General features: G+C 66.7%; 14 protein-coding genes and 2 tRNA genes. 11 read left to right on the forward strand and 5 right to left on the reverse strand.

Going from position 1 to position 16,020, the window contains the following annotated elements; translation table 11 throughout:
• Positions 1–1,683 (reverse strand): glutamate synthase central domain-containing protein (locus I55_RS29375; protein WP_376739214.1); only part of this gene is annotated, 1,683 nt, incomplete at its 3' end.
• 12 nt (positions 1,684–1,695) lie between these two features.
• Complete coding sequence (locus tag I55_RS29380; RefSeq protein ID WP_044564273.1) at positions 1,696–3,144, reverse strand: NAD(P)-dependent oxidoreductase; 1,449 nt, start codon at positions 3,142–3,144, stop codon at positions 1,696–1,698.
• Positions 3,145–3,641: 497 nt separating this feature from the next.
• Here I55_RS29380 and I55_RS29385 point away from each other — a divergent pair, with 497 nt between their 5' ends.
• Positions 3,642–4,457 (forward strand): undecaprenyl-diphosphate phosphatase, encoded by an 816-nt coding sequence (locus I55_RS29385; RefSeq protein WP_044564274.1) that lies wholly within the window; start codon positions 3,642–3,644, stop codon positions 4,455–4,457.
• A 215-nt stretch (positions 4,458–4,672) separates the two neighbouring features.
• On the opposite strand, the gene I55_RS29390 is transcribed toward I55_RS29385, so the two are convergent.
• Positions 4,673–5,680 (reverse strand): complex I NDUFA9 subunit family protein, encoded by a 1,008-nt coding sequence (locus tag I55_RS29390; RefSeq protein ID WP_044564275.1) that lies wholly within the window; start codon positions 5,678–5,680, stop codon positions 4,673–4,675.
• Positions 5,681–5,981: 301 nt separating this feature from the next.
• Here I55_RS29390 and I55_RS29395 point away from each other — a divergent pair.
• The 10 genes from I55_RS29395 to I55_RS29440 all read left to right on the forward strand — a co-directional run bounded on the left by I55_RS29395 (position 5,982) and on the right by I55_RS29440 (position 13,729).
• A tRNA-Leu gene (locus tag I55_RS29395) sits at positions 5,982–6,068 on the forward strand.
• Positions 6,069–6,318: 250 nt separating this feature from the next.
• A tRNA-Leu gene (locus tag I55_RS29400) sits at positions 6,319–6,405 on the forward strand.
• 146 nt (positions 6,406–6,551) lie between these two features.
• A complete protein-coding gene (locus I55_RS29405; protein WP_044564276.1) occupies positions 6,552–7,163 on the forward strand; it encodes a ribonuclease D in 612 nt (203 codons plus the stop codon).
• 193 nt (positions 7,164–7,356) lie between these two features.
• On the forward strand, positions 7,357–8,163 hold the full coding sequence (lptC, locus tag I55_RS29410; RefSeq protein WP_044564277.1) for an LPS export ABC transporter periplasmic protein LptC: 807 nt from the start codon (positions 7,357–7,359) through the stop codon (positions 8,161–8,163).
• On the forward strand, positions 8,160–9,176 hold the full coding sequence (locus I55_RS29415; RefSeq protein WP_148294042.1) for an LptA/OstA family protein: 1,017 nt from the start codon (positions 8,160–8,162) through the stop codon (positions 9,174–9,176). The genes lptC and I55_RS29415 overlap by 4 nt, the downstream gene beginning before the upstream one ends.
• Complete coding sequence (gene lptB, locus I55_RS29420) at positions 9,173–9,991, forward strand: LPS export ABC transporter ATP-binding protein (protein WP_044564278.1); 819 nt, start codon at positions 9,173–9,175, stop codon at positions 9,989–9,991. Before I55_RS29415 ends, lptB begins: the two co-directional genes overlap by 4 nt.
• Before the next feature lie 62 nt (positions 9,992–10,053).
• The gene (rpoN, locus tag I55_RS29425) at positions 10,054–11,589 is read left to right on the forward strand and encodes an RNA polymerase factor sigma-54 (RefSeq protein ID WP_044564279.1); all 1,536 of its coding nucleotides are present in this window, start codon (positions 10,054–10,056) and stop codon (positions 11,587–11,589) included.
• A gap of 137 nt (positions 11,590–11,726) precedes the next feature.
• Positions 11,727–12,362, forward strand: coding sequence for a ribosome hibernation-promoting factor, HPF/YfiA family (gene hpf / locus I55_RS29430; protein WP_044564280.1), 636 nt, complete (start codon positions 11,727–11,729; stop codon positions 12,360–12,362).
• Positions 12,363–12,560: 198 nt separating this feature from the next.
• On the forward strand, positions 12,561–13,019 hold the full coding sequence (ptsN, locus tag I55_RS29435) for a PTS IIA-like nitrogen regulatory protein PtsN (RefSeq protein ID WP_044564281.1): 459 nt from the start codon (positions 12,561–12,563) through the stop codon (positions 13,017–13,019).
• Positions 13,020–13,186: 167 nt separating this feature from the next.
• Positions 13,187–13,729 carry an NUDIX hydrolase gene (locus I55_RS29440; RefSeq protein WP_044564282.1) on the forward strand — a complete coding sequence of 181 codons (543 nt, stop codon included), beginning with the start codon at positions 13,187–13,189 and terminating at the stop codon, positions 13,727–13,729.
• Positions 13,730–13,759: 30 nt separating this feature from the next.
• Here the strand turns inward: I55_RS29440 and I55_RS29445 are convergent, their stop codons facing one another.
• Entirely contained in the window at positions 13,760–14,200 is a 441-nt protein-coding gene (locus I55_RS29445) for a GFA family protein (RefSeq protein WP_044564283.1), read from the reverse strand.
• Between the two features lie 160 nt (positions 14,201–14,360).
• Entirely contained in the window at positions 14,361–15,770 is a 1,410-nt protein-coding gene (gene leuC / locus I55_RS29450; RefSeq protein ID WP_044564284.1) for a 3-isopropylmalate dehydratase large subunit, read from the reverse strand.
• Between the last annotated feature and the right edge of the window lie 250 nt (positions 15,771–16,020).

The following is a 16,020-nucleotide window of genomic DNA, read 5'->3' on the forward strand; positions in this document are numbered from 1 at the left end:
CTGCTCGCGCAGGCTGTCGATGGGCGGGTTGGTGACCTGGCTGAAGTTCTGGCGGAAATAGTGGTGCAGGCCACGGTAGCGGTCGGACAATACCGCCAACGGGCTGTCGTCACCCATGGAGCCCACGGCCTCCTTCGCATCCTCCACCATGGGATGCAGGATGGTCTCCACATCCTCCATGGAGATGCCGTAGGCCACCTGGCGGCGGCGCAGCTGGTCGCGGCTGAGTTCGGCCGTGGCGGCGGGCGCCCCCTTCACCAGGTCGTCCAGCGCCGTGATGTGGCGCACCCAGCTGCCGTAGGGCTTGCCGGCGGCCAGGGTGTCCTTGATCTCCCGGTCCTTGTAGAGGCGGCCCTCCGCCAGGTCCAAGGCGATCATCTGCCCCGGGCCCAGGCGGCCCTTCTCCCGCACCGAATATTCCTCGACCTTCACCATGCCCGTCTCGGAGCCGGCGATCAGCAGGCCATCGCCGGTGACGACGTAGCGCATGGGGCGCAGGCCGTTGCGGTCCATGCCGCCCACGACCCAGCGGCCGTCATACATGGCCAGCGCGGCGGGGCCGTCCCACGGCTCCATCACCGCGTTGGCGTAGCTGTACAGGTCGCGGTGGTTCTGCGGCATGGTCTCGCGGTCTGACCAAGCCTCCGGCACCAGCATGGTCTTGACCATGGGGGCGGAGCGGCCGGAGCGCACCAGCACCTCGAACACCGCGTCCAGGCAGGCGCTGTCCGATCCGCCGGCCGGGATGATGGGCTTCACGTCCTCGATCAGGTTGCCGAAGATCTCGTGACCCATGCGGGTCTCATGCGCCTTCATCCAGTTGACGTTGCCGCGCAGCGTGTTGACCTCGCCGTTGTGCGCCAGCATGCGGAAGGGCTGGGCCAGCCACCAGGTGGGAAAGGTGTTGGTGGAATAGCGCTGGTGGTAAATGGCGAAGTTGGACTCGAAGCGCTCGTCCAGCAGGTCCGGATAGAAGGAGGTCAGCTGTTCCGCCAGGAACATGCCCTTGTAGATGATGGAGCGGCAGGACAGCGTGCAGATGTAGAAGTCGCTGATGCTCTCCGCCTTCACCGCCTTCTCGATGCGGCGGCGGATGACGTACAGGTCCCGTTCCAGCTGGTCTTCCGGCACGTTGCGCGGATTTCCGACCATGATCTGCTCGATCTCGGGCCGGGTGGCGTTGGCCTTTTCCCCGATGATCTCGATGTTGATGGGAACCTGGCGCCAGCCATAGATGGTGTAGCCGAACTTCAGGATTTCCGTCTCGACGATGCAGCGGCAGCGCTCCTGCGCCTCCATGTCGGTGCGGGGCAGGAAGACCTGGCCGACGGAGATCAGCCCATCGGGCGGCAGGTGGCCGCTGCGGGCCACATGCTCACGGAAAAAGCTCTGCGGGATCTGCAGGTGGATGCCGGCACCGTCGCCGGTCTTGCCGTCGGCGTCGACCGCGCCGCGGTGCCACAGGGCGCTGAGCGCCTCCACCGCCTTCTCCACGACGGAGCGGCGGGGCTTGCCGTCCAGGGCGGCGACGAAGCCCACGCCGCAGGCGTCATGCTCCATCTCCGGCGACCAGACGTGCGCATCCTCCAGGCGGCGGGCGGCGGCGTGGTAACGCTCCACGAACTCGGCGCCGGTCTCGGGGGCGTTCACCAGGGGGCTGCCGTTCTCGATCATCTCGCTCATCTCAAATCCCCCTTACTCGGCGGCCAGCGCGCCCGCGGCGGCGCGGGCGGTGATGTAGTTATGGATGCCGGCGGCGGCGTCGCGGCCGTCGCGGATGCCCCAGACGACCAGGGAGGCGCCACGCACGATGTCGCCGGCGGCGAACACGCCCTCCAGGTTGGTCATGAGGGTGCGCGGGTCGGCCATGACGGTGCCCCAGCGGCTGACCTTCAGGCCCGGCTCCCCGAACAGGGTGGGCAGCGGCTCCGGATCGAAGCCCAGGGCCTTGATCACCAGGTCGGCCTCCAGCGTGAAGGCCGAGCCCTCGATGGGTTGGGGCGTCTGCCGGCCGGAGGCGTCGGCGACACCCATGTGCATGCGGTGGGCGCGCACGCCCGTCACCTGGCGGTCGCCTAGGAAGGCGTCCGGGGCGGCCTGCCACACGAATTCCACGCCCTCTTCCTCGGCGTGGGCCACTTCGCGCTGGCTGCCGGGCATGTTGGCGCGGTTGCGGCGGTACAGGCACTTCACCGACTTCGCCCCCTGGCGGATGGCGGTGCGCACGCAGTCCATGGCGGTGTCGCCGCCGCCGATGACGACAACGTTCTTGCCCTTGGCGTTCAGGCGGCCATTCTCGTAATCCACCACCGTGTCGCCCAGGCCGGTGCGGTTGCTGGCGGTCAGGTAGTCCAGGGCGGGGACGATGCCGTCCACGCCGCTGCCCGGGCCTTCCAGCTCACGCGCCTTGTAGACGCCGGTGGCGATCAGGATGGCGTCGTGCTGCACGCGCAACTGGCCCAGGGTGGCGTGGCGGCCGACTTCGAAGCCCAGGTGGAACTTCACACCCGCGTCGGCCAGCAGCTTGGCGCGGCGTTCCACCACGTCCTTCTCCAGCTTGAAGCCGGGGATGCCGTAGATCAGCAGGCCGCCCACGCGGTCGTAGCGGTCGTAGACATGCACCTGGTAGCCCTTGCGGCGCAGCTGGTCGGCGGCGGCCAGGCCGGCGGGGCCGGCGCCGATGATGCCGACGCTCTGCGGCCGCTCGCGCACGGGGGCGGCCGGCTTCACCCAACCGCGTTCCCAGGCGGTGTCGGTGATGTACTTCTCCACCGCCCCGATGGTGACCGTGCCGTGGGTCGACTGCTCGATGGTGCAGTTGCCCTCGCACAGGCGGTCCTGCGGACAGATGCGGCCGCAGATTTCGGGGAAGTTGTTGGTGGCCTGCGACACCTCGTAGGCCTCTTCCAGCCGGCCTTCGGCCGTCAGCTTCAGCCAATCGGGGATGTTGTTGGAAACAGGGCAGTGCACCTGACAGAAGGGCACGCCGCACTGGGAGCAGCGGGAGGACTGGGTGACGGCCTGGTCGTCGGCGAAGCGGGCATAGATCTCATCAAAATCCTGCCGGCGCAGCGCGGGCTCGCGTTTATCAGGCATTTGCTGGTCCGTGCGGACGAACTGGAGCATCTGCTGCTTCTGCGCCATGGCCTTGATCCTTCGTGCTCTGGCCGTCCGGGGCGTCGCTCCCGGATCGGCGGTCCCATAATCCTTTCCCCTGCCGGATGCGGCGGCCGGAGGGGTGTTCCCCATTTGCCCCGTCCCCTCCGCCAGGTCGCGCGGGTCACGGGCTTGCGCACAAGCAGGTGCGCCGAGTTCATATAAGTCGTTCCCACCCACCGCTCCAGCACTTTTTTCACGTTGCGTCAGCAATACTGACCTTTTGTTCGTCAGGCGATGGACTCCGGTGTGGAAAAGCGGTGACTAGCCCGTTCGCTGTCGCGGAATATGGTACGTATTAGTTTACTAAATATCACCATCGTATTGATTTTATTGAATACTGATATTGAGAATTCGTTTCAGCCCCCGCCACGCCGTGCGCGATCGGGATATCGCGGGGTGCCGTGACCGCTGCTATAAGCAGGCGGCCACGCCGTTGGCCCGGCCCCGTCGGGCCGCCCTTCGCCCCTAGACGTTGAGGCGCCATGTCTTTTTTGCAGACCCTGATCTTCGCGATCATCCAGGGCATCACCGAACTTTTCCCCATCAGCAGCGTCGCCCACGGGGTGCTGACGCCCTTCCTGCTGGGCTGGGGCCTGGATCGGGAATTCCTAAAGGAACACTTCCTGCCCTACATGGTGATGCTGCACCTGGGCACGGCGGTGGCCCTGCTGGTCTTCTTCTGGCGCGATTGGGTCAAGCTGCTGGTCGGCGTGGTCAAGGGCGGCGAGGATCGCCGGGTGCTGGCCCTACTGGTGGTCGGCACCATTCCTGCCGCCCTGCTGGGCCTGGCGTTCGAAAAGGTGCTGCGCGCCGCCTTCAGCGACCCGGCGAACGCCGCCATCTTCCTGATCGTGAACGGCTTCCTGCTGTTCTTCGGTGAACGGCTGCGCGGGCGGGGCGACCGCACGCTGGCCCAACTGGGTTTCGGCCAGGCCTTCCTGATCGGCCTGGCCCAGTCCCTGGCCCTGGTCCCCGGCTTCTCCCGGTCCGGCGCCAGCATGGTGGCGGGCTTCTGGGCCGGCCTGAAGCATGGGGAGGCCGCGCGCTTCTCCATGCTGCTGGCGACCCCCATCATCCTGGGTGCCACCATCCTGGTGGTGCCCAAGATGCTGCGCCAGGCGGAGGGCGACGTGATCCAGAGCGCCATCGTCGGCGGCGTGGCGTCGGGCATCTGCGCGTTTGGCGCCGTCTGGGCCCTGATGCGCTGGTTCAAGCGCCATGAGGTCAACGCCATGCGCCCGTTCGCCTTCTACTGCTGGGCCCTGGGCGCCGTCGTCCTGGGGATGATCTACATCTGAGAGGTCTGGCGACCCGAATCGGCCAGCAAAAAGGGCGCCTCCCACCCGGGAAGGCGCCCTTTCCAATGAGAGCTCATACCAGCGACATGAGGCCTACCTCACGTCGCTGCAGGATGCGGTCGCATCCGCCGGAGGTTTCCGGGGACCGCAGTGGACTGGAAACCGAGGACAGCCAAGCCGGCGGATGCCGGCGCCCGGCGCCTGAGGGAACCTAATCAGTAATGCGTGCCGTGGGCGTCCACCTTGGTCAGCTGGGGCATGGACGGGCCTTGGCGGTGGCTGGCGTAACGGCCACCAACCTGGAAGCGATCCAGATAGGTGGGCAGGATAACCTCGGCCCCCGTGGGGGTGACGCCCAGGTCAGCCAAGCCCGGCAACTTGCCGGACAGCACGTTGTCGGTCTTCAGCAGGGTGACCTGGTCGCGGGTCAGCGGCTTGCCAGGCACCAGCTCCAGAAAGCCGGCCTGCAAGCTGGCCAAACCCCAGGGCAGGGACAGCAGACGGGTCTTGCGGCCGGTCAGGTCCAGGACCAACTGCACCAGCTCGCGGAAGCTGTAGGCGCGCGGGCCACCCAGTTCGAAGGTCTTGCCCTCGGCGCCGGTGCGAGTCACGGCGGCGATGATGGCGTCGGCCACGTCACCGACATAGACCGGCTGGAAGCGGGTGGCGCCGCCGCCGATCAGCGGCACGAAGGGCAGCGTCCGGGCCATGCCGGCGAAGCGGTTGAAGAAATTGTCCTCGGGCCCGAACACCACGCTGGGGCGCAGGATGGTGGCCTCGGGGAACACGGCGCGCACCGCCTGCTCCCCCGCCGCCTTGCTGCGGGCGTAGGCGGAGCGGGAATTGGCGTCGGCGCCCAGGGCGGAGACATGCACCAGGCGGGTGACGTCCGCCCCCTTGGCCAGACGTGCGATGCGGCCGGCGGCCTCGGCATGCACCAGGTCGAAACGCTGGCGGCGGCCGCTCTCGGCCAGGATGCCCATCAGATTGATGACGACGTCGGCGCCCTCGATGGCGCGGGCGACAGAGGCGTCGTCGGCGATGTCCACCGCCATGGGGACGATCTGGCCCACGGCGCCGTTGGTCTTCAGGAAGGCGGCTTCGCCCGGGTGGCGGGCGGGCACGCGGATGACGCAGCCCGTCTTGGCCAGGCGCCGGATGACATGGCGGCCGATGAAGCCGGCCCCGCCGAACACGGTGGCGATACGAATGCTAGTGCCCATCCTATAGANCCTCTGCCCACTTAGACGAATGATCCCGCCGTCTCCTTATATACGGGGGGCACCCTCGCGCATGCGGGCGCGGGCGCATCCCATTAAGGCCGGCGGTGGCCGAAGCCCCAAGCTTATAGCGAAGCCGGCGGGCCAGGGCTAGGCGCTTGGAATGCAAGGCCCGGCGGGCGCCCTGGCATGGCGCCCATGCCGGCACCAGGCCCCGCCGGCGTGGGCGCGCCAGAAAAATGAAACATCCAAAAGAAGAGTGTTGACAGCCCCCATCCATAATCGTACTTAAGCGGCCCGCGCTGCCCAGGTGGCGGAATTGGTAGACGCGCAGGTTTCAGGTACCTGTGGCAGAAATGTCGTGGAAGTTCGAGTCTTCTCCTGGGCACCAATTACAGCGCGGGTTCAACGCAGGGCCGCCGAGTTCCAAACGGAACCGGCGGCCCGCGGCGTTTCTGGGGTCCGCTTATCCATCGGGCGCCACCTTTCCCCATCCGATTACATCACCGTTCCCGACAGCGGCGGCAAGGCACCGACAGGCCGTCGCGCGCCCTTTCCACCCCGCTTCCGGAAAAATGAAAAGGCCGCGCAGAAGGGTGTTGACAGCCCCCATCCATAATCGTAATTAGGCGGCCCGCGCTGCCCAGGTGGCGGAATTGGTAGACGCGCAGGTTTCAGGTACCTGTGGCAGAGATGTCGTGGAAGTTCGAGTCTTCTCCTGGGCACCAATTCAGCGCGGGTTTAAGGTCGCAGGGCCGCCGATGTTCCACTGGAACGCCGGCGGCCCGCGGCGTTTCTGGGGTCCGCTTATCCGGCGCCGCCCCGGCTTCGCCCTTCCCGTTTCGCCAGCCCCTCCAGCATGAAGGACGGTTTGATGCCCATCGATCTCTATGACGGCGATTTGCCCGACGGCCTGGACCTGGGCCCCGTTGTGGCCATCGATACCGAAACCATGGGGCTGAACCCGCACCGCGACCGGCTGTGCCTGATCCAGCTGTCGTCCGGCGACGGCCGCTGCCACCTGGTGCAGGTGCGCCAGGGCCAGTACGACGCGCCCAACCTGAAGCGCCTGCTGACCAACCCCGCCCAGCTGAAGCTGTTCCACTTCGCGCGATTCGACATCGCCGTGCTGAACAAGTACCTGGGCGTGGTGACGGCACCCGTCTACTGCACCAAGATCGCCTCCAAGCTGGTGCGCACCTACACCGACCGCCACGGCCTGAAGGACCTGTGCCGCGATCTGCTGGGCGTGGACCTGTCCAAGCAGCAGCAGTCTTCCGATTGGGGGGCGGAGGAGCTGACGGCCGAGCAGCTGAAGTACGCCGCCTCCGACGTGCTGTACCTGCATGAGATCAAGGCCAAGTTCGACGCGGTGCTGGCGCGCGAGGGTCGGACCGAGCTGGCCGACGCCTGCTTCCGCTTCCTGCCGCACCGCGCGCTGCTGGACCTGGAAGGCTGGGACGAGCCCGACATTTTCGCCCACTGAGGCCAGACCGCCCACGGCGGCTGGCGGGAGAGACCCACCCGCATGGGTGGGTCTAGCACCATCCCCCTGGAAAAGGGGATGGCGCATGACGATTTGACCGTGGAATCCTGGCTCAGTTAGATTGGGCCCAAACCGGTGGTGGTGCCCGCCGGACATGTCCGCGCCACAATTGGCGGCCAAACCCCGTGGAACCATGACCCTGCCCCCCCCTTCAGAAGACCCCGGCGCCGACAACGGCGACGCGGGCGGGATTCGGCAGCCGGCAGGCCCGGCCAATTCCGCCGCCAACCCTGCCCCCAACGCCAACCCGGGCGCCGCAGCCGCAAGCCGCCCGAACGAACAGCGCGGCCGCGCCAGCGCTCGGCACACGCGGCGTGTCAATCAGGCCAAGGTGGTGCTGCCCACCCTCGCCGGCCTGACCATCGCCGCCATCGCCCTGTGGCCCCTGATCAAGGAAACCACCAATCCGCGCCCGGCCGATCCCGGCACCGGCCAGTTGGAGATGCTGGACGCGCATTTCCTGGGCACGGACAAGACCGATCGGCCCGTGGAAGTGCGTGCCGACCGCGCCATGCAGGAAAGCGGCCAGGACAACCTGATCGATCTTGTTTCGCCGGAGGCGGAGATCACGCTAAAGAGTGGGCAGTGGGTGACCCTGAACGGGGACACCGGGCGGTACGACAAGCAGTCTGGCCACCTGACGCTGGAGGGGAGGGTCACTCTGTTTCACGACCATGGCTATGAGTTCACGACCGACAAGGCGGAAGTGGACACCAGCAAGAATATCGCCTGGGGCAACGCGCGCGTGGCCGGCCAGGGGCCGTTCGGCGACATCGACGCCGGCGGCTTCCGCATGACGGACAAGGGCAGCACCATCGTCTTCACCGGCAAGGCCCGCCTGCGCCTGGTGCAGAAGGAGCGCAACACCGACAGCCATGCGCCCGCCGTCCCCGGACTGTTCCCCACGCCCCCCCAGCGGACCGGAGGCAAGCAACCGTGAGTATCCGGTTCATGAAGACGGTCCCGGCGATGCCGCTCCTGGTGGTCGGCACCCTGACGGTGGCGGCCACGGCCTTGTTCGCCCTGGCGCCGGTGTCGCGCGCCGAGGAGGCCGCCGCCGCGGCCACCACCCTCGACAAACCGGCCAAGGCGGCCACCAAGGCCAAGAAGGCGCCACCGGCGCCCAACCCAGCCGTGGCGGGTGAGCCGGGCCTGATCCCCTTCACGCCCACCGAGGTGACGGCCGCCCCACCGGGCGCCATCGACATCACCTCCGACGAGACCATGGAATGGCACGATGACCAGTTGGCCGCCGTGGCGCGCGGTCATGTCGTGGTGGTGCGCGGGGAGGACACCCTCCATTGCGACACGTTGGTGGTCTATTACCGCAAGACCAAGGACGGCTCGACCGAGATGTACCGCATGGCCGCCGATGGCCAGGTGGTCATGACCTCGCCCAGTCAGCAAGCCTACGGCGACCACGGCGTTTATGACGTGGACCAGGACGTGACCGTGCTGACCGGCGACCATTTGCACATGGTCACCCGCAGCGACACGGTCTATGCCCGCGACACCATGGAATACTGGCGCCAGCAGCAACTGCTGGTGGCGCGCGGCAACGCCGTGGCGATCAACGACAAGGGCGACCGCATCCGCGCCGACGTGCTGGTGGGCATCATGGAAGAGAACGCCGCCAAGCAGCTGGAAATGACGCGCATGGATGCCAAGGGCAACGTGCTGATCGTCACGCCCAAAGATATCGCGCGCGGGAGCGAAGGCACCTATAACGTGAAGACGCGCATCGCCATCCTGACCGGCGATGTGAAGCTGACCCAGGGTCAGAACCAGGTGAACGGCCACCGGGCCGAAGTCAACAACGCCACGGGGGTCAGCCGCATGCTGCCCGACGAGAACGTCAAGGGCGGGCGCGTGCACAGCGTGCTGATGCCCAAGAAGTCCGACCAGCCGGCGGCCCCGGCGCCCACGACCCCCGGTGGCGGAGCGAAGCCATGACCAAGACCGCCGAATCCGCGAAGGCCCCGGCCACCGCCGCCCCCCCCAAGGACACGAAGGCCGGTGGACCGCGCCTGGTGTCCGACAACCCCAACAGCGGCCTGACGGCCACCAAGCTGGGCAAGAGCTACAAGGGCCGCCCCGTGCTGCGCGACGTCAGCGTCAGCGTTCGCCGGGGCGAGGTTGTGGGCCTGCTGGGCCCCAACGGCGCCGGCAAGACCACCAGCTTCTACATCATGACCGGGCTGATCATGCCCGACTACGGCACCATCACCCTGGATGGGCTGGAGGTCACCGACCTGCCCATGTACCGCCGCGCGCGGCTGGGCATCGGCTACCTGCCCCAGGAAGCCTCGATCTTCCGCGGCCTGACGGTGGAGAACAACATCCGCGCCGTGCTGGAGGTGGTGGAACCCGACCGCGACAAGCGGGAGGCCACGCTGGACGAGCTGCTGGCCGAATTCTCCATCACCCATCTGCGCCGCACCTCCGCCCTGGCCCTGTCGGGCGGTGAGCGCCGCCGCGTCGAGATCGCCCGCGCGCTGGCCTCGCAGCCCAACTTCATCCTGCTGGACGAGCCTTTCGCCGGCATCGACCCGATCGCCGTCAACGACATCCGTGAGCTGGTCAGCCACCTGCGCGAGCGCGGCATCGGCGTGCTGATCACCGACCACAACGTCCGCGAAACCCTGGACATCGTTGATCGCGCATACATTCTTCACGACGGTATGGTATTGATGGAGGGTGAACCGTCGGAGATCGTGGCCCACAAGGACGTGCGCCGCGTGTACCTCGGGGAACGGTTCAGTCTCTGAGCTAAGTATAAGCGCATAATGCGCGATTCCATTTCGGGCCACTGTTCTTATTCGGGCGGGTGATGGCGCTTCAACAACGCCTTGATCTTCGGCAGACCCAGGCGCTGGTGATGACTCCCCAGCTGCAACAGGCCATCAAGCTGTTGCAGTTGTCGAACCTGGAGTTGGCCGACTACGTCGACCGCGAGATGGAGCAGAATCCGCTCCTGGAACGCGATGATGGCGAGCGGAACCGTGATCCCGCCCCCGACGGGGTGGATCGCGAGGATCCGGTCGCGCGCGCCGATGACCTGCCCGTGCGGGACACCGCCGACCTCACTTCATCCGACCGGCTGGGACCGTCCAGCGACGCGCCGCTGGACACGGACTATGAGAACGTCTGGACCAATTCCAGCGCCGTGGACATGGCCGCCGACGGGGTGGGCGAAGGCGGCGAGGCCTTCGGCAACTGGTCCGGCCGCGGCGGCAGCTTCGAGGATGACGAGAGCTCGTTCGAGCAGACGCTATCCGGCGCCGTCTCCCTGCGCGACCACCTGACCGAACAGATCACCATGGACATCGCGGATGCCCGCGACCGCATGGTGGCCTTCGCGCTGATGGATTACCTGGACGAAGCGGGCTACTTCATCGGCGACTGCGGCCTGATCGGCGACCAGCTGGGTTGTACGGAAGCCGAGATCATTTCGATTCTGGAACGGCTTCAGCGCCTGGATCCGGTGGGCATTTTCGCCCGATCGCTGAAGGAGTGCCTGGCCTTGCAACTGCGGGAGCTGGACCGGCTGGACCCCTGCATGCGGGCCCTGCTGGACAACCTGCCCCTGCTTGCCGCCCGCAACGTCCCTGCCCTGCTGAAGGCCTGCCAGGTCGATGCCGAGGACCTGGCCGACATGGTCGGCGAGATCAAGGCGCTGAATCCCAAGCCCGCCCTGGCCTTCGACCACGAGCCGGTGCAGACCGTGGTGCCGGACATCGTCATGCGCGCCCAGCCGGGCGGCGGTTGGCTGGTGGAGCTGAACAGCGACACCCTTCCCCGCGTGCTGGTCAACCAGCGCTACTACGCCCGCATCCAGGGAGCCGCCCGCAACAAGCAGGACAAGGAGTATCTGACCGAACAGTTTCAGTCGGCCAGCTGGTTGGTGAAGTCACTGCACCAACGCGCCAACACCATCCTGAAGGTGGCGACGGAGATCGTGCGCCAGCAGGATGCCTTCTTCCTGCACGGTTTGCAGTTCCTGCGCCCCCTTATCCTTCGGGATATAGCGGAAGCGATCGGCATGCACGAATCCACCGTCAGCCGCGTCACCACCAACAAGTTCATGGCCACGCCGCGCGGGCTGTTCGAACTGAAATACTTTTTCACATCAGCCATTTCCGGGGCGGACGGCCAGGCCTCGCACTCCGCCGAGGCGGTGCGTTACCGCATCAAGGTGCTGATCGACGCCGAGAAGCCGGATGAGATCCTTTCGGATGACCGCCTGGTCGAGATCCTTCGGGATGAGGGGATCGACATTGCGCGGCGGACGGTCGCCAAGTATCGTGAAGCCATGAAGATCCCTTCCTCAGTCCAGCGTCGCCGGGAGAAGGCCCTTGGGATCTGAACCATGCGCCCGATGGATGGCGTATGACGGCTGGCCTTACCAGCAGCAAGAGGCCGGCCGCGGGCTATTGTAAAGGCCGACGGCAAGGCACACGCCGCCGCCACTCCTGGCTTCCAACCAAGCGAGACGGACAGGCCATGCATATAATCGTCAAAGGCAAGCAGCTAGACGTTGGCGAGTCCCTGCGCACCCATGTCGAGACGACACTGACCGGGTTGGTGGAGAAATATTTCAGCAGCCCCCTGGAAGCGACCGTCGTGCTGTCGCGCGAGGCGCATCTGTACAAGGCCGATATTCAGGCCCACGTGGGGCGCGGCATTCTTCTGCAAGCCTATGCCGAAGCCACGGAACCCTACCCCGCCTTCGATGAGGCGGCGGAGCGTGTGGCCAAGCGCCTACGGCGCTACAAGCGACGCCTGCGCGACCATCACCAGCGCGTGCATGGCGAGGCGGAAGCCGCCGTGCCGGCCCGCAAATACATCATCAACGCCGACGCGCATGACGACGAGGCCGATGAAGGCGGTCATGCGCACGGCGGGCACCAGGTGAACGGCAATGGCGCCGACCACCACCCCATGATCATCGCCGAGATGCAGACCAACATCGACATGCTGACGGTCAGCGAGGCGGTGATGCGCATGGACCTGGCGGAGCTGCCCGCCCTGCTGTTCCGCAACCGCGCGCACGGCCACCTGAACATGGTCTACCGCCGGCCGGACGGCAATGTCGGCTGGGTCGACCCCTCCGACGGCAAATCCACGGCCGCCCACTGACAAGGGTGCCCCCCCCAGGCGATCCAGCCCTCCGGGCCCCGCCCCTGGCCCATTGACCTGGGGGCGGGGATGGCCGAAGGTTGGAAACGGGGGTTTGGACGGAAAAGTTTGATAAACTTTTCCGTCCTATAAAACTTCAAGCGATATGTCGGGTTAGCGAGTGTGGTGGCAATGCCGTCCCAGTTTGTTGTGACGCCAATGATCGAGCTTCTGAAGCCGGACGGCATTGTCGCCAACCTCAAAGCATCTTCAAAAAAGCAGGTCCTGCAGGAACTGGCCAAGCGGGCGGCCGAACTGACCGGCCAGCATGAGCGGGCCATCTTCGACGTCCTGCTGGAGCGCGAGCGCCTGGGCACCACCGGCGTGGGCCGGGGCATCGCCATTCCGCACGGCAAGCTGCCCACGCTGTCCAAGGTCAGCGCCCTGTTCGCCCGCCTGGAACGGCCGGTGGATTTCGATTCCATCGACGAACAGCCGGTGGACCTGATCTGCCTGCTGCTGGCGCCGGAATCGGCGGGGGCCGATCATCTGAAGGCCCTGGCCCTGGTATCACGCATGCTGCGCAACCCGCTGTTTTGCGAGAAGCTGCGCGGCGCCGACACCGCCGACGCGATCTATGCCCTGCTTACCCATACCGAAGCCAGTAACGCGGCTTAGTTCGTTTTCCTCAGGCGCCGGGCGGGAGTTTGTTTATTTCAACGCCGGGCGCCCGCGGTCACGGGCTACACGCCTCGCGCTGGGTACGCCTTCCCGAGCCTTTGTGGCACTTCGCAGCGACGCCAAGCCCGGTATAGTGGGCGGAGATAACGCCAGGGAGAGCGCCCATGTCCGATGTGCCGACGTTCGGGCCCCGCGTGGTGACGGTACCGCCGGGGGAAGACAGGGAACGGCTGGTCTGTCCCGACTGCGGCTACATCGCCTACGACAACCCCAAGATCGTGGTGGGCTCCGTCGCTTTGTGGAAGGAGCGCATCCTGCTGTGCCGCCGCGCCATCCCGCCCCGCATCGGCTATTGGACCCTGCCGGCCGGCTTCATGGAACTGGGGGAGACCACCCAGGATGGCGCCGCCCGCGAGGCGTGGGAGGAGGCGGGCGCCCGCCTGGCCATCGGCCCCCTGCTGGCCGTCTACAACATCCCCCGCATCAGCCAGGTGCAACTGATCTACTTGGCCCGCCTGGTCAATCCCGAGATCGCCGCCGGCCCGGAAAGCCAGGAGGTCGCCCTGTTCGCCTGGGATGACATCCCTTGGACCGACCTGGCCTTCCCCAGCGTGGACTGGGCCCTGCGCGAATATGAAACGCGGATGGACCTGATCCGCGCCGGCCAGCCCTTCGCCCCCGCCACCAACCCGGTGGATGGGTTGTAGATGAGGCGCCACCCGTTGTTGCCTGAAGGGTCAGAACACGCCCTGTTTGCTGACCATGTCGCGCAGGCGCTCGCCCTTCGAATCGGTGTATTCCACCGGTAGGCCATCCTGCACGTGCAGCCAGGACAAGCGGCTTTCCACCCCGCAGTGCACCTCCGGCACCGCCGCCTCGGGATCGTCCAGGCTGCCGATGGTGAAGCTCATCCAGTCGCTGTCGGGATAGGCGAAGGTCAGCGGTGTACCGCACCGGGCGCAGAAGCCCCGCTCCGCCACGGAGGAGGAGGCGTAAAAGCTTGGCTGCCCCGTCCAGGTCACCGTTTCCTTGCGCACCACCGCCAGGGCGGCGAAGACGTTGCCCACGGCCCGCTGGCACATGCGGCAATGGCAGAAATGCACGCCCTCCGCCGCCATGGTGCTGTGATAGCGCACGGCGCCGCACTGGCAACCGCCGGAAAAGCCGTCCTCCCTCATTCCGCCGTCTCCTTGGTTACAGGTTCCTTGATCTCAGCCAGCACCCGGTGGGTGTTGGCGACGCAGCCTGCAGGGCCCAGCGATCAAGACTGCCTGAAAGACGAACGGCGCGGAACCCGAAGGTGCCGCGCCGTCGCCCACATCACATCGATGCGACCGCTCAGGTGAGCGTGCGCACGTCCGTCAGCTTGCCGGTCAGGGCGGCCGCGGCAGCCATCTCGGGGCTTACCAGATGAGTGCGGCCACCGGGACCCTGGCGGCCCTCGAAATTGCGGTTGGAGGTGGAGGCGCAGCGCTCACCCGGCTTCAGCTTGTCGTCGTTCATGGCCAGGCACATGGAGCAGCCGGGCTCACGCCAGTCGAAGCCGGCGGCGACGAACACCTTGTCCAGGCCCTCGGCCTCCGCCTGTTCCTTCACCAGGCCGGAGCCCGGGACGACCATGGCGTAGATGCCGTCGGCCACGTGGCGGCCTTCCACCACCTTGGCGGCGGCGCGCAGGTCCTCGATGCGGCTGTTGGTGCAGCTGCCGATGAAGACCTTGTCGACCGGGATGGCATTCAGCGGCGTGCCGGCCGTCAGGCCCATGTAGTTCAGGGAGCGCTGCATGGCGGCGCGGCGGTGCTCATCCGCTTCGGCGGCCGGATCCGGCACCGTGGCGGTGATGGGCAGCACGTCCTGCGGGCTGGTGCCCCAGGTGACCATGGGGGCGATGTCCTCAGCCTTCAGCACGACCTCGCGGTCGTACACCGCGCCCTCGTCCGAGGGCAGGCTCTTCCACCAGTTGACGGCCTGTTCCCAGGTCGCGGCCTTGGGCGCCTGAGGGCGGCCCTTCAGGTAGTCGAACGTGATCTCATCCGGGGCGATCAGGCCGGCGCGCGCACCGGCCTCGATGGCCATGTTGCAGATGGTCATGCGGCCTTCCATGCTGAGGCCACGGATGACGGAACCCGCGAACTCGATGACATGGCCGGTGCCGCCCGCAGTGCCGATCTTGCCGATGATGGCCAGCACCACGTCCTTGGCGGTCACGCCCACGGGCAGCTCGCCATCCACGGTGATGCGCATGTTCTTCGACGGCTTCAACAGCAGGGTCTGCGTCGCCAGCACGTGTTCCACGTCCGACGTGCCGATGCCGAAGGCCAAAGCGCCGAAGGCGCCGTGCGTGGCCGTGTGGCTGTCACCGCAGACGATGGTCATGCCCGGCTGGGTCAGCCCCTGCTCCGGCCCCACCACGTGGACGATGCCCTGGCGGATGTCGGACATGTCGTAGTAATCGACGCCGAATTCCTTGGTGTTGGTGGCCAGCTGCTCCACCTGGATGCGGCTTTCCTCATTCTTGATGCCGGCCAGGCGGTCGTGGCTGGTGGGAACGTTGTGGTCGGCCACGGCCAGGGTGGCGGACGGGCGGCGCACCTTGCGGCCGGCCATGCGCAGGCCTTCGAAGGCCTGCGGGCTGGTCACCTCATGCACGAGGTGGAGATCGATGTAGAGCACGCAGGTGCCATCCTCCTGACGGTGGACGACATGGCTATCCCAGATCTTGTCATAGAGGGTGCGCGGCTTGCCCATGGATCTTCACTCTGATGCGACCGACATTTCTGAAACGCGAGATCCCATGCGGTGGGTCTTTTTGTTTCACGGAGGCGCAGAATAACGACCGGTCCTGTCGCGGACAAGGACATCAGCGCGCTCTCACCGCATAGGGCCTATGCCCTCGCAAGCCTGGCACCCCCGTCCTCCCGCCGCCTTTTCCCCTGGGTCGGAGCGGGCGCAGCGGGGGCACGCCAAGGCGCGGATGCCCCGCTGGCGCCCGAGGAAG

This window comes from Azospirillum sp. B4 (assembly GCF_000333275.1).
Taxonomy (GTDB): Bacteria; Pseudomonadota; Alphaproteobacteria; order Azospirillales; family Azospirillaceae; genus Nitrospirillum.

Coding starts and splice junctions, on each gene's coding strand:
- I55_RS29380 (WP_044564273.1), bottom strand. CDS start 3,144: ATGGCGCAGAAGCAGCAGATGCTCCAGTTCGTCCGCACGGACCAGCAA.
- I55_RS29385 (WP_044564274.1), top strand. CDS start 3,642: ATGTCTTTTTTGCAGACCCTGATCTTCGCGATCATCCAGGGCATCACC.
- I55_RS29390 (WP_044564275.1), bottom strand. CDS start 5,680: ATGGGCACTAGCATTCGTATCGCCACCGTGTTCGGCGGGGCCGGCTTC.
- I55_RS29405 (WP_044564276.1), top strand. CDS start 6,552: ATGCCCATCGATCTCTATGACGGCGATTTGCCCGACGGCCTGGACCTG.
- lptC (WP_044564277.1), top strand. CDS start 7,357: ATGACCCTGCCCCCCCCTTCAGAAGACCCCGGCGCCGACAACGGCGAC.
- lptB (WP_044564278.1), top strand. CDS start 9,173: ATGACCAAGACCGCCGAATCCGCGAAGGCCCCGGCCACCGCCGCCCCC.
- rpoN (WP_044564279.1), top strand. CDS start 10,054: ATGGCGCTTCAACAACGCCTTGATCTTCGGCAGACCCAGGCGCTGGTG.
- hpf (WP_044564280.1), top strand. CDS start 11,727: ATGCATATAATCGTCAAAGGCAAGCAGCTAGACGTTGGCGAGTCCCTG.
- ptsN (WP_044564281.1), top strand. CDS start 12,561: ATGATCGAGCTTCTGAAGCCGGACGGCATTGTCGCCAACCTCAAAGCA.
- I55_RS29440 (WP_044564282.1), top strand. CDS start 13,187: ATGTCCGATGTGCCGACGTTCGGGCCCCGCGTGGTGACGGTACCGCCG.
- I55_RS29445 (WP_044564283.1), bottom strand. CDS start 14,200: ATGAGGGAGGACGGCTTTTCCGGCGGTTGCCAGTGCGGCGCCGTGCGC.
- leuC (WP_044564284.1), bottom strand. CDS start 15,770: ATGGGCAAGCCGCGCACCCTCTATGACAAGATCTGGGATAGCCATGTC.